The sequence below is a fragment of the Streptomyces graminofaciens genome, assembly GCF_030294945.1.
Lineage (GTDB): Bacteria > Actinomycetota > Actinomycetes > Streptomycetales > Streptomycetaceae > Streptomyces > Streptomyces graminofaciens.
The window spans coordinates 11,368,987-11,382,007 of record NZ_AP018448.1 but is presented as its reverse complement, the minus strand read 5'-3'; the positions used below and the strand labels follow the sequence as shown (position 1 = coordinate 11,382,007).

The following is a 13,021-nucleotide window of genomic DNA, read 5'->3' as shown; positions in this document are numbered from 1 at the left end:
CCGCCCGACCAGCGTCCGCGGTGTGCGCCGCGGCTTTCGCGCCGGCGGACGGAAACGGGAGAAGAAGCTGATGGTTTCGAGAACGCCGGCCACGAGCGCGGTGGCGTCGGCCGCGGTCGTGTTGTCCCTCCTCGCGGTCCCGGCCCACGCCGCCGCCCCGGCCGGCACCGCGAACGGGGCTGTGGCGGCCCCGGATGCCGATGCCCTCGCGGCGCCGGACAAGGAGGAGGTCCGCTCACTGCTGAAGACGGCGCGCTCCCAGGGCGCGCCGGGCGCGTTCGCGCGGATCGACGACAACGGCACGGTCAGCCATATCGCGGAGGGCGTCGCCGACCGCGCGACCGGCCGGGCCATCGGCACGGGCGACCGCATCCGTATCGGCAGCATCACCAAGACCTTCTCGGCGGTGGTCCTGCTGCAACTGGTCGACGAGGGCAGACTCAAGCTCGACACATCGGTGAACAGCTACCTCCCGGGGCTGCTGCCCGACAACCGGATCACCGTGCGCCACATCCTCAACCACCGCAGCGGCCTGTACGACTACACCGACACGCTCTTCGCAAGCACCGTCTCGGGCTTCGAGTCGGCCCGCAACAAGGTCTTCACCTTCCGCCGGCTGATGGACATGTCGCTCGCCGAGGCGCGTACCAACGCCCCCGGGGCGGCGCACTCGTACTCGAACACGAACTACATCGTGGCGGGCATGCTCATCAAGAAGATCACCGGGAAGTCGGTGGTGACGGCGTACCAGGACCGCATCATCAAGCCGCTGAACCTGACGAACACGTTCTACGTCCATCCCGCGACGAGCATCCCGGGGACGTACAGCCGCGGCTATCTCACGGCCGACTCGGCGGGCAAGAAGATCGACTCGACGAAGCAGACGGTTTCCTGGGCGCAGAGCGCGGGCGCGCTGATCTCCAACTCCAAGGACCTCAACAGGTTCATGACCGCTCTGATGCAGGGCGAGCTCATGTCCGCCGCCCGGCTGAAGCAGATGACGACATGGACACCGGTCAGCAGCACCCAGGCGTACGGCCTCGGGCTGCGCCGCCGTGACCTTTCGTGCGGGGTCTCGGTGTACGGCCACACGGGCACCGTGCAGGGCTACTACACCTGGGCGTTCACGTCGAAGAGCGGCAAGCGCAGTGTCACGGCGTTCGCCAACACCTCCAACAACAGTCCCGTGTACGCCACGGTGAACCGCACCCTGGAGGCCACGTTCTGCGGCAAGAGCGCCACGGCGGTGCGCGGCACGCCGGCCTCGCTCGATTACTACGCCACCTTGCCCGACGGCGCTCTGGACTGACGTACTACCGTCTCGGCATGAACCACGGTGCACACAGCGAGCGGCGCGCGCCCTCGGCGACGACGTTCGACGCCCTCCTGGACCGGGCCGCCTCGCTCGTCCGCCCCGGCCACCGCGCGCTGCTCGGCATCACCGGCAGTCCCGGGGCGGGCAAGTCCACCCTGGCCGAGCACCTGGTGCGGGCGCTCAACGGCGACGGGGAACCGTGGGTCGCCCATGTCCCGATGGACGGCTTCCACCTGGCCGACGTCGAACTGACCCGGCTGGGCCGTCTGCACCGCAAGGGCGCCCCCGACACGTTCGACGCGGCGGGATACGCGGCCCTGTTGCAGCGGCTGCGCGGCGACGAGGACGGCATCGTCTACGCGCCGGGCTTCGAGCGCACCCTGGAGCAGCCGATCGCCGGCGCCGTCCCGGTACCGCCGACGGCCCGCCTGGTGGTGACGGAGGGGAACTATCTGCTGCTGGAGGACGGGGCATGGTCCCGCGTCCGCCCTCACCTCGACGAGGTCTGGTTCTGCGAGCTGGACGAGACGGAGCGCGTACGACGCCTGGTCGCCCGGCACGAGGAGTTCGGCAAGGGGCATGAGGAGGCGGTGGAGTGGGTGATGCGGACTGATCAGCGCAACGCCGAGCTGGTGGCGGCGAGCCGGGGGCGGGCGGACTTGGTGGTGGCGGAGTCGGTGATGCCGGGGGACGACACGGGGGCGCAGTAATTCCGGGGAACCGGTGGCGGGCGCCCGCCTGAGCAGCGCGCATGGGCTTGGGCATCACGGTTTTCGAGGTGCTGGGTGCGGCGGCACGGCAGGGGCGGGTTGCCGTTCTGGGCTGTCGTCACTGCCGTCCAACGCGGGGCGGGGTCCTCTGCTGCTGCTTGAACCGGGAGACCGCCGCCGCCTCCCTCTTCGACAGTACGCTTTGCCCCCAGGGCGCCGCCGTCGTCCCATCCGGCTCCAGTCCGAACCGTCGTACGCGGTCCAGTTCCTCGCGCGAGCCGGTCTTCCTCAGGTGGTGCATCAGCTTCTGCATCGACAGCCAGGTCCCCCGGGCACATGCGGCCCTAAGCCTGGCCTCCTCGTCTCCTGGAGAGGAGGGCGGCGGTTCCACACTCAGCTCAGTGACGACGGCTGCCAGAAACCGCGCCCATTCCCAGGACTCCACGCGCACAGCGCTCTCGTAGAGATCGGTCATGTCATCGACGCGGCCCTGCTCCCCGCAGACGCGCACCAGCACGGCCGTACAGTGAGCGCGGAACACGGTCACGTCCTCGGCGATACGAGGGAATCCGGGATCCAGTGCCGATCGCAACAGGCGTTCGGCCTCGGCGTGCTCGCCGACGACCGTCAGCCACTCGGCCAGCGTGACGTACCAGGTGGAGCGTGGCCTGAGCGGGTCCTCATCCGGCTGATCGCGGAGGTCCTCTCGCCAAAGTCTCCGCAGACATCGGATGGCGAACTCGAAGTCACCGCGCTCGCCGCTGCGGGCCGCCATCGCCAAGGTGGCTGCCACGTCTCCGTCCTCCATCTTCGCGACCAGCTCAGCCACGTGGGCCTTCTCCGTATCCCGATGCATTTCCTCCATTGCTACGCGCCTGGCCCTGCGCCCTCTCAACCATTTTCCGCCCGGGACAACCACCATGATCATCATGAACACGGCAGCCCCTATGACGCTGTCACTCGTCCGGAAAACCAGTGCGAGGAAAACACCGTACGCAAGGACGGCGGCACCCCCGAGCGCACGTAGAAGCCACCTGCCTCGCGGACTCGTCCAGCGCGCTTGGTCCTCGCCGATGTCGTACAGCAGGAAGAACGCGCTGAACGTGGCCAGGGCGTTCCCGCGCACCGCAGCTGCCCCATACAGACGAGCCCCGTAGCGATACAGGCCCCGCTGCATGGCGGTGGACGCCAGTTGGTGCAGCGAGGCCGAATCCGCGTAAGGCGTGTAGGCGAGGGCGGCCTCCCACAGCGCCTTCGGACCCCGACAAGCGGGCATCACCGGCACGATCTCCTGTGCGAGGAAATCAGCCACGAGAAAGCCGTCCGTCTCTTTGCCGTCGGGCCTGACCCGCACCAGGGTGAGGGGAGCCACAGCATCCATCACCATCTCGGTGGCATACGCGAGCCCCGCCTCGAACCATGTCTCCGGCAGCGACTCGTCGTCCGACGCATAGGCTTCGGCGGCGGCGCGCAGCATGCCGCGCGGTACAGGCGCGGTCCAGCCCAGCCGCCACGCTTCCAAAGCCGCAGTCATCACCGCTCGCGCGCCGGAATCGGCAATGTGATAGCGGGTGACGAGCTCCGGACCTGCGGCAAGGCTCTGCGTGAGCCGACCGGTGGCGGAGCGTGTTTCGAGCGCTGCGGCGAGAGGCGGCGACTCGGCGGCCAGGCGCTCCGCCTCGTCCAGTTCCCCGCTGTTGAATGCCTCCGCCACATAGATCGCCGGTGCCGCAAGGTTGAGCAGCGCCCGTGCCTGCCCGCGCCTGTCCTCGTCGCTCCCAGGGGCCGGAGAGCGTATCCCGTGCCAGAACTCGGGCCACATCGCGCCGATGACGGCGACGGGTCCCGGCCGCTGCAACAGCAACCGCAGCTTCTCCGCGGCCCGTTCGCCCGCCTCGCCGCGCAGACGGAGGCGCAGGTCGTCCAGCCAGATGACCGTCCTCGGTTCGATCGAGCCATGGTCCAGCAGCGCCACCAGGCTCTCCGCGCCCGGCGGGGCGACGAGCTGCCAGTCCGGGAAGCACTTGCGCACCGCCTCGAAGGCCGCTCGCGACTTGCCGGTGCACGACTTCCCAACGAGTACAGCCATCACGTTGGACTCCGGAGACACGCTCAGGCGGCCGACGAGTTCACGGTCGTGTGCTCGGGCGACGTAGGCGGGCAATCCTCCCTCCGCCTTGATGGACTGGTGCACGCCCAGCACATAGGGGTCCTTCAACGCCTCCTCGACGGTGACGGTCCGCGGTACGGCGAACGCGGCCCGCCCAGGGACCGCGTTCAGGAAGAGTTTTCCGACCTGCCAGAGCTTGCCGACGGACCCGCCCTGCATCGTGTTGTGCACATGAAATGGCGTCGGGTCGTCCTCGCCGTCCCTCACCGCGTCGTCCGCTGCCATACACCGCCCGCCCGCTTCACTCCCCAGGTGAAGACTGGTATACCGCCGGACGGCGCGCCGTACGCGTCAGGAGCTCACGCCCTGCCGCTCACGGTCAGGATCGGTTCGCCCCTCTCGTCACCCGCGATGTTTCCGATCAGCGCGGTGAACGCCTCGGTGCGGACCATCAGGCCCTCCGGGACGCGCGCGAAGGTGGTCTCGAAGGACCGGTCGCCCGGGCCGTACCGCACCGCGAAGACGTTCAGGTCCTCCGGGGCGCCCGGCACCGGGCTCGCCTCGATCGCCGTGGACGCGATCAGGTGGGCCCAGCCCTCGTCCGGGTTGCCGTAGCCACGCGGGTCGGCGGCCAACGCGAACGCCGCCAGCTCCTGGGTGGTCTCCGTGCGGGCGTCGAAGAACTCCGGGCCCTCGGTCGTGGGGTGGGTCACGCGCAGGCCACCCGTCGACGACACCTCGGCCTCCGCGATGCGGCGCAGGCCCTCGCCGTCGTCCGTGACGTACGGCAGGCCCGCCAGCAGGTACGGGTCACCGGGCAGGCGTTCGACGGTCACCGTGGTCCACAGGCGTGTGCCGTCCGTGACGTACAGGGACTGGACGTGGCGCAGGACGTGGTCGCGGGTGACGACCGGCTTGGTGACCAGCTTCGCCGTCAGGCCGTCGGTGCTCACGTCGCGTACGCGGACCTCGCCCATGGGGCGGCACAGCAGGAAGCCGTCGGTCACCGGGCCGAAGCCGTGCTGGCGGTTGACGGCGGCCGGGAGGAAGTACGTGCCGTCGGCCTCGATCAGGGACGGGGTCATCTTCGAGTCGAAGGCGACCGAGACCGTGCCCGCGCGCAGCTGGTGGCGGAAGGCCGCTGTGCGCGGGGTGCGGTGCCAGGGCGTCGGGTCCTGGATCTGCCAGACCAGCATCCACGCGAAGTGGCCGTCGATCCCGCCGTCCGGCTTGACCGCGTACCGGCCCCTGGGGGTACCTCCCACGCCCTTTAGGCAGTGGGGGAGGGTGTCGCCCCGGTAGCGGCCCAGGTCGGAGCCGATGCGCGCGCCGAAGTAGCGCAGGCCGAGGACGGACTCGAAGCCGGAGTGCTGTTCGCTGTAGCGGGGGCCGCCGTTGTCGAAGCCGCCGACCGTCAGGCGTGCGTCGATGTAGCGGGCCAGTGCCTCGCCGTCCTCCGCGAAGATCTCCTCGCCGCTGACCCGGTGGGCCTGGGCGAGGAAGGAGAGGGAGATCGGGCCGTAGTTGTTGTCGTACGCCCCGCCGTGCTCGGGGGGCAGCAGGGCGCCGCGGTCACGGACCCGGTGAGCGCGGATCTTGTCGACGTACAGCTCGATGGCCCGCGACCGCACCGACTCGCCCTGATCGAGCGGCAGATGGCTCGCCAGCATCAGCCCGCCCACCACGCAACCGATTGCCTGGTTGCCCGCCTCCTGCGGGTTGAAGAAGGTCGCCTCGGTGAGCCAGCGCCAGTAGCCGCACGCCACCTCCAGCAGCTCGGCCCGCTGCCCGTCGTCGACCAGTCCCTCGGTCGCGTCCAGCAGATTGACCGCCTGGAGCAGCGCCCACACCGTGCTCGGCCAGTCACCGATGGGGTGCGCGCCCGCCGCGAGGGTGTAACGGGCGTACGGCAGACCGGAGTTGCGGACCCTGAGGTTCGGATAGCCGGGGTTGTCGTCGGTGTGGACCCGCTCGCGCAGATGGAAGGCGAGGCTGCGGCGGACCGCCTCCGGCAGCCGGTCGTCCTTGGTGCGCTGCCAGGTGAACGCAAGCAGCGAGGTGATGCCGAGGGAGGTGTCGCCGATGTCGTCGACGCAGTCGGGGTGTTCGAGGTTGCCCTCGGGCGTGATGCGCGCGAGGGCCTGCTCGGTGACGTCGGCGAGCACGGCGTCGTACGCCTCCGGAGTGTCCGGCAGGTCGTGCAGCGAACCGAGCTGGCGTGGGAGGTGCAACGGATCAATCCTTCATGCCTGGGGTGGCCATGGCGGTTCGTGGGAGTCACACGGCGGGTGCGGGCCGGCGGGCGCGCAGCGCGACGGTCAGTGTGTGCGGGCCGAGTCCACCGATGTAGACGTGGTTCCCGGTCGTCGCATCGGTGCCGCCCACCACGGTGTAGTCCTGCCCCGGGTCGTACCGCAGTACGTCGCTCCGGTCCGGCCCGGCGAGCGGTTCGCCCGCCTCGACGCCGGCCTCGACCCGGATCTCGTCGTCGCCGACCCGGTAGGTCATCGGCCCGGTCGTCAGGCACCAGCGTCCGTCACCGATCGGTACGGCGCCCTCCGGCACGCCGCCCGGCCGGAAGGTCAGTTCGAGGGCCCAGGGCACCCGTGGTCCACTGATGTCGATCCGCAGGTCGGCACCGTCTTCCCGCAGGTCCACCTCGACGCGGGTCGTGTGTGAGACCTCGTCCTGAGGCCGGTCCAGGAAGGCCATCGCGGCCGAGAAGCGTCCCTCGTCCACCAGCCGGTAGACGCCGTCGTCCCGCCTCTGATCCGTCGGGAGCGGCTGGTAGTAGGCGGCCGTGAGTGCTTCGGTGAGCCGGTACCGGTTGTCGGCGAGCTGTTCCATGTCGGCGGCGCGGAACGGGCCCAGGTCGAAGAAGCCTCGCGAGAGACGGACCGCGTCGAGGACGGCGTCGCCGGCGAACAGGCGCAGGAAGGTGGGGTTGCAGGCGAGGCCCGAGCGGATGCGCCGGTGCTCGGGCACGTCGGAGCCGCCGTACACCACCGTGTGCGCGGCGATCGAGGCGCGTGCGGCGAGGCGTGCGGTGGTGAGGTACCGGTCGCGCGGAAGAATCTCCGCAGTCGGGGCCGGCAGGGCGCGGCACAGGTCCGGGGTGAGGAGGGTCTCGGCGAGCAGGTCGGGGTCGTCGATGCCGCCGGCGGCCGCCAGCCGCGCCACCCGTGCGAAGTCGCCCCGGCCGGTGCGGATCGCGAGCAGCCGGTAGTGCGGCAGGTAGGGCGCCAGCGGGAACGGGTGGTTCTGGTCCTGCCGTCGCGAGTGGACGGTCTCCACCGTGCCGTCCGGCCTGATCAGGTCGAGGGTCGTGGCGAGATTGCGTTCGACGGCGTACAGCAGGTCGGCGCGGCCGAGCACTTCGGCCAGCAGCAGCAGCGACGGGTTGGACACATGGGCCGCGTAGTTGGCGCTCCGTTCCGAGTACAGGCCCTCCGCGTCGATGTCGACGCCCTCGGCGAGCCACTGCTCGACGCGGTCGAGCAGCCGGTCGTCCGGGAACGACCGGTGCAGCCGGGCCAGCGCCGCGCACAGCTCCCAGCGGTGGTTCGGGGTGTGCACCCCGCCGGTGAGGAGGCTGCCGGTGGCGGCGCCGGCGATCTCGGCGAGCGCGGCCGTGACGTCGCGCAGTTCCGGGCCCGCGTCGGCGGCGAGGAGGTGCGCGTCGCACACGTCGTTGACGGTGAAGCCGGAGTCCGGCGGTGACTGCACGTTGTCGCCGCCGGCGAAGAGGCCGGTGGTGGTCTGCGTGGCCCGCAGGGCGTGGAGGTGGGTCATCGCGGCGGCGACGGCCTGCCCGCTGCCGTGCAGTGCCGAGTCCGGGGAACGGTAGGCCGCGACCAGGGTCTTCACCCGCCGCGCCAGACCACGGTGCGGAACGCCGGCGGGTTCCTCGTCGGGGCGGGCCGCCAGCGGGGCGGCCGTCCGGTCGGCGGCGCGGGCCGCCGACCGGACGAACTCGTGGTCGAGCGGGGTGGGCAAGGTCAGTCCTTCAGTCCGGCGTTGATGTCGGCGTTCATGACGTACTTCTGGAACACCAGGAAGACGACGATCAGCGGGACCATGGAGATGACCGATCCGCCGAGCAGCACCGACCAGTTGATGTTCTGCGCGCCGACGAGGCTCTGGATGCCGATCTGCACGGTGAACTTCTCGGGGTCGTTCAGCATCAGCAGCGGCCAGATGTAGTCGTTCCACCTCCACTGGAACGACAGGATGGCGAGCGTCAGCATGATGGGCCGGGAGAGCGGCACCATGATCCGCAGGAAGATCGACAGCTCTTTCGCGCCGTCGATGCGGGCGGCCTCGATGAGCTCGTCGGGGACCGTCAGGAAGAACTGGCGGAACATGAAGCACCCGGTCGCGGTGAGCAGGGCCGGGAGGATGATGCCGGAGAGCGAGTTGTAGAGGCCGAGGTCGCGGACCACCAGGAACAGCGGGGCGAGCATGACCTCGGCCGGCAGCATCGTGGTGGCCAGGATGCAGACGAAGAAGGCCTTGAGCCATTTGTTGTCGTACTTGGCCAACGCGTATCCGGTGCAGCAGCTGACGCCCACCGTGAGGATCGTGGCGATCACACACACGATGATCGTGTTGATGAAGTACCCGGAGAAGTTGGCGCTTGCCCACGCTTCCTTGTAACCCGACACGGTGGGGTCGTCCGGGAACAGCGTCAGCGGAAGGGAGAACAGGTCTCCCGCCGGCTTCAAGGAGCTGAGGACGAACCACAGCACCGGAATCCCGTAGAGGGCCGCCAGGACCCACAGCAGAGCGGTCGGGGCAATCGCGCGCCGAAGGCCGCCGCTCGCCGCGCCGCGGGGCCGCTTCCTGGAGACCGCCGGCACGGAGTCGGTGTCGACCTTGCGCGGTGTGTCTGTGGTTGTCATCGGTTCTCCACCCGCCGGTTGACCATCATCTGGATGACCGCGACGACCATCAGGATGAGCATGAGCACGAACGACGCGGCGCTCGCGTAGCCGATCTGGCCCGACTTGAACCCCGTCTGGTAGATGTACTGGACAAGCAGGTTGTTCGACGTTCCGGGTCCACCGTTGTTGAGGGAGGCGAACACCGCGTACTCCTTCATCGCGTGGATCGTGTTGAGCAGGATGACGATGAAGGACGTGGGAGCGATGCTCGGCAGGGTGATGCTGATGAACTGGCGCCACGGACCGGCGCCGTCGAGCGCCGCCGCCTCGTAGTACGACGTCGGTACGTTCTTGATCGCCGCGATGAACAGCAGCATGGAGAAGCCCGTCCAGGCCCAGGCCGCCGCCACCACGACCACGAGCAGTGACAGGTCCGCGTTCGACTGCCAGGGAACGGCGCTTCCGCCGACCTTCTCTATGAAGTAGTTGACCAGTCCGAAGTTCTCACCGAACAGCCACCGCCACAGGACACCCACGATGATGGGCGACAGCAGCCACGGGATGAAGAAGAAGATGCGGGCGACCGACGCGCCCTTGGCGTGCTTGCTCACCAGCACGTTGGCGATGAGCAGCGACAACACGAAGTTCAGCGGGACGAAGAGCACGGTGTACAGCAGCGTGCGGGTCGTCGCGGAGTAGAAGGTCGAGTCCCCGAGCAGCTTCTGGTAGTTGTCCAGTCCGACGAACTGGAAGGACCCCACACCCGTGTAGTTCGTGAAGGAGTAGACGAGCCCGATCACCGCCGGCCAGACGAAGAACAGCGCGAAGAGCACGACATTGCCCGTGATGAGGACGAGCGGTGCGAGGGTGTACTTGCTTCGTCTCCTGGGCGGGCTCACGGACACGTCCGAAGCGTCCGGGGCGCGTTTTGTCATCTTCCTGACTCCGTGCTGGTGGAATGGATCCTGGGGGCTCAGGCCATGAGCCCGGCATCACGTGGGTGGGGTCCGTGGTCCCGGGCGGCGGTGTCTGGACCCCGCCGCCCGGGACTGTCGGCCTGTGATCAGCCGCCGACCTGCTGGTTGTAGCCGTCCACGATGTTCTGCAGGGCCTTGTCGGCCGACTGCTCGCCGTTGATCGCCTTGCCGAGCTCCGCCTTGGTCGGGTCGTCGGCGAGGCTCTTGCCCTTCAGCACCCAGTTCGTCTGCGCGCTGTTGAAGTAGCCGGAGATGGGGTCGTACAGCGGGATCGACTCGTTGTAGAGCTTGAACGCCGCCTGCGCCGCCTCGGACTTGAAGGGGTACTTCGGGTTCAGACCGCTCTCGACCGGCAGGAAGCCGGAGGTCTCGCACAGCGTCTTGTAGTGGTCGGGCTCGTACAGCCAGGACAGGAACTTCTTCGCGGCGGCGGCCGCGTCGGCGTTGTTGTTGAAGCCCACCGTCATGCCACCGCTGTTGACGTCACTGGCCTGCACCGGCTGGGCCGGCGTCGGGACGCTCGCCCAATCGAACTTCGTGATGCTCTCCGAGTAGGCGGCGACCTGCCACACACCGGACCAGTAGGCGACGACGTCACCGCTCTGGAACATGGCCGACGGGTCGGCGCCGCTGGTCCACACCGACTTCGGCATGGTCTTGTCGTCGTTCCATCCGACGAAGGTGTTCACGGCCTTCTTGGTCGCCGCGTCCACCGAGAACTTGCCGGAGTCGTCGGCGTGGACGTACTTCCCGCCCATCTCGTACACCATGGCGCGCAGCCGGGACGGCGACTGGTCGAAGGTCAGGGAGTACTTCGCCTTGGTCTTCTCCCGGACCTTGTTGGCCGCCTTGATGAACTCGGTCCAGGTCCAGGTCTTGTCGGGCGAGGTCGGGTAGTCGACGCCGGCCTTCTCGAAGAGCGACTTGTTGATGAACATGCCGGACGCGGTGACGTCCGAGGGGATGGACAGCACCTTCCCGGACGAGTCCTTGGCGACGAAGTTGGCGTTGATCTTGTTCGTCTTGTTGTTGGCGATGTCCTTGAGGTCGATCAGCTTGTTCGACCAGATCGGGTCCAGCGCCGGCACGGCCGCCACGTCGGGCAGCGAGTTCGCCTGCGCGGAGTTGCGCAGCTTCGTCGCGTAGCCGTCGTAGGGGATGTTGACGAGCTTGACCTTGACGCCGGTCTCCTTCTCGTACTGCGCCACCATCTTCTTCCAGCCCGCGTCCTGCCCCGGAACCGTGGAGATCCAGAACGTCAGCGACTTGGAGGTCCCGCCCGAGTCAGATCCACCTCCGCAGGCGGAGAGCAGCAGGGCACCTGCCGTGGCCACGGCAGCGAGGGGAACAAGGCGGCGCATACCGCCGCGGCCGAGTCGGCTGGAGCGCCGCGCACCTACATTGGTCATCTTCGATCCCTTTTTCGTCGCAGGGGACGGAGCACGGCGCCGACCGAGGCGGCACGGGTGCATTTTGCAGGAAAAGTCACTTTCTGGGGGGCGCGGCCTCGCCCGGCCGCGTCTTCCTGGCGGGCGAGGATCCCCGGCCGCTCTGGCCGTCACCGCACGGGCACGCCCTCGTGCGGTTGCCGTACGTCGCGTACGGGCGGGACGCTCGCTCCAAGTCGGCGTCCCGGCCGACTCAGAAAGCGCTTGTCCGGACATTGGCAGACCGAGCTGGAAACCGTCAATCCTTGGCCCGCGCCACATCGGTCACGGTTTGGACTCCCCGGGCGACCGCGAGCCGAGAGGCGCCCACGACGGTACCGAGATCCCCGACCGTGCTGCTGACCACCTCGGTGGGCCAGCTCAGCCGCGCCATCTCCGCCCGCACCCCCGCCAGGAGCTGCGGATCCGCGCCGGTGCTGCCGCCCAGCACGATCAGTCCGGGGTCCAGTACGGCGGTCACAGCGGCGGCCAGCCGGCCGATGTCGGCGGCGTGGCGGTCCACGACCGTGCGGGCCGTGGGCCGGCCCTCCTGGGCCAGGGCGAAGAGCTCGTCGGCGGTGCGCGGGCAGGGCCCGTCGCCGTCCGGCCAGGCCTCGGCGGCCCGGCGCACCAGCGAGCGGGCGCCGATGTACTCCTCCAGGGCCTCCTGGCGCGGCTCGACGCCGTCGTCCCAGGGGTAGGGCAGCCGGGCGAGCTCACCGGCGGCCCCGTTCGCCCCGCGCAGAACCTGGCCGCCGACCACGATGCCGAGACCGATACCGACGCCGATCCGCAGATAGCCGAAGGAGGCGCGGCCGCGGGCGGCGCCCTCGTGCAGCTCGGCGAGCGCGGCGCAGTTGACGTTGTTCTCCAGGTGGACCGGCACGCCCCGGGGCAGCGCAACGGCCATCGCGTCGAAGACGGGCCCGGCCTTGGCGGTGGCGGGCCGCGCGCCCGCGCCGTCCTGCTCGGCGGTGACATCACCGACGGCGACGACGATCGAACGCAGCGGAGCGCCGTCGGGCAGGGCGAAGACGGCCTCGCGCACAACGTCGGCGGCCTCGCCCCGGGAGCCGGTGGCCTGGGCGAGCAGGGTGCCGTCCAGGGCGCAGCCGCGCACCCGGGTGAGGGCCGGGCCGAGGTCGACAGCGAGCACCGCACCGGCGGCCGGTCCCAGACCGTATACGGCGGCGGAGCGGCCGGTGGCGCCGGAGGCGGTGCCGGAGTGGGCGGCGAGGCGGGCGTTCTCGAGTTCCGCGACGGCGGAGGACACCGTCGGTTTGGACAGGCCCGCCAGGCTCGCGAGCTGCGGGCGGGTCGCCGTGCCGGCCCGGGCCAGCACGGCGAAGACCGCGCTCGCGCTCTCGCTCAGACGGGGGACTTCCGCCACGTCGTGTTCCACAGTTCTCCCACTGAAGATCGAGCGCCGCGCCCCGGGTCCAGACGGCTCCACGGAGTGCGGCGATGGGATGCCATGACGTCACGCGTTCCCGCCCCGCGAGGGCCCGGTGGGGGCCCGCCCGGTGGCCGAGTGCGCGATTCCTCTTGACGCACTGTACTTCGTTAGTTAACTTCCTAACGAACGTCACGGTACTCGCC

The 13,021-nt window shown here is 69.4% G+C and carries 9 protein-coding genes; 2 read left to right on the top strand and 7 right to left on the bottom strand.

The window, feature by feature from the left end:
- The first annotated feature begins 70 nt into the window (after positions 1-70).
- A complete protein-coding gene (locus SGFS_RS50205; protein ID WP_286259513.1) occupies positions 71-1,309 on the top strand; it encodes a serine hydrolase domain-containing protein in 1,239 nt (412 codons plus the stop codon).
- Between the two features lie 17 nt (positions 1,310-1,326).
- Positions 1,327-2,025 (top strand): nucleoside/nucleotide kinase family protein, encoded by a 699-nt coding sequence (locus SGFS_RS50200; protein WP_286259512.1) that lies wholly within the window; start codon positions 1,327-1,329, stop codon positions 2,023-2,025.
- A gap of 118 nt (positions 2,026-2,143) precedes the next feature.
- Here the strand turns inward: SGFS_RS50200 and SGFS_RS50195 are convergent, their stop codons facing one another.
- From SGFS_RS50195 to SGFS_RS50165, 7 genes are all read right to left on the bottom strand, one after another.
- Positions 2,144-4,420, bottom strand: coding sequence for a hypothetical protein (locus tag SGFS_RS50195; protein ID WP_286259511.1), 2,277 nt, complete (start codon positions 4,418-4,420; stop codon positions 2,144-2,146).
- A gap of 74 nt (positions 4,421-4,494) precedes the next feature.
- Positions 4,495-6,366 (bottom strand): hypothetical protein, encoded by a 1,872-nt coding sequence (locus SGFS_RS50190; protein WP_286259510.1) that lies wholly within the window; start codon positions 6,364-6,366, stop codon positions 4,495-4,497.
- 46 nt (positions 6,367-6,412) lie between these two features.
- Complete coding sequence (locus SGFS_RS50185) at positions 6,413-8,131, bottom strand: hypothetical protein (protein WP_286259509.1); 1,719 nt, start codon at positions 8,129-8,131, stop codon at positions 6,413-6,415.
- Positions 8,132-8,133: 2 nt separating this feature from the next.
- Positions 8,134-9,036 carry a carbohydrate ABC transporter permease gene (locus tag SGFS_RS50180; protein ID WP_286259507.1) on the bottom strand — a complete coding sequence of 301 codons (903 nt, stop codon included), beginning with the start codon at positions 9,034-9,036 and terminating at the stop codon, positions 8,134-8,136.
- A complete protein-coding gene (locus tag SGFS_RS50175) occupies positions 9,033-9,953 on the bottom strand; it encodes a carbohydrate ABC transporter permease (RefSeq protein ID WP_286259506.1) in 921 nt (306 codons plus the stop codon). Before SGFS_RS50175 ends, SGFS_RS50180 begins: the two co-directional genes overlap by 4 nt.
- 128 nt (positions 9,954-10,081) lie before the next feature.
- The gene (locus SGFS_RS50170) at positions 10,082-11,404 is read right to left on the bottom strand and encodes an extracellular solute-binding protein (RefSeq protein WP_286259504.1); all 1,323 of its coding nucleotides are present in this window, start codon (positions 11,402-11,404) and stop codon (positions 10,082-10,084) included.
- A gap of 277 nt (positions 11,405-11,681) precedes the next feature.
- Complete coding sequence (locus SGFS_RS50165; protein WP_286259503.1) at positions 11,682-12,812, bottom strand: ROK family transcriptional regulator; 1,131 nt, start codon at positions 12,810-12,812, stop codon at positions 11,682-11,684.
- Positions 12,813-13,021 lie beyond the last annotated feature (209 nt).

What these genes read in the sequence shown, in the direction of transcription:
- SGFS_RS50205 (WP_286259513.1), top strand. Translation starts at nt 71, where the DNA reads ATGGTTTCGAGAACGCCGGCCACGAGCGCGGTGGCGTCGGCCGCGGTC.
- SGFS_RS50200 (WP_286259512.1), top strand. Translation starts at nt 1,327, where the DNA reads ATGAACCACGGTGCACACAGCGAGCGGCGCGCGCCCTCGGCGACGACG.
- SGFS_RS50195 (WP_286259511.1), bottom strand. Translation starts at nt 4,420, where the DNA reads ATGGCAGCGGACGACGCGGTGAGGGACGGCGAGGACGACCCGACGCCA.
- SGFS_RS50180 (WP_286259507.1), bottom strand. Translation starts at nt 9,036, where the DNA reads ATGACAACCACAGACACACCGCGCAAGGTCGACACCGACTCCGTGCCG.
- SGFS_RS50175 (WP_286259506.1), bottom strand. Translation starts at nt 9,953, where the DNA reads ATGACAAAACGCGCCCCGGACGCTTCGGACGTGTCCGTGAGCCCGCCC.
- SGFS_RS50170 (WP_286259504.1), bottom strand. Translation starts at nt 11,404, where the DNA reads ATGACCAATGTAGGTGCGCGGCGCTCCAGCCGACTCGGCCGCGGCGGT.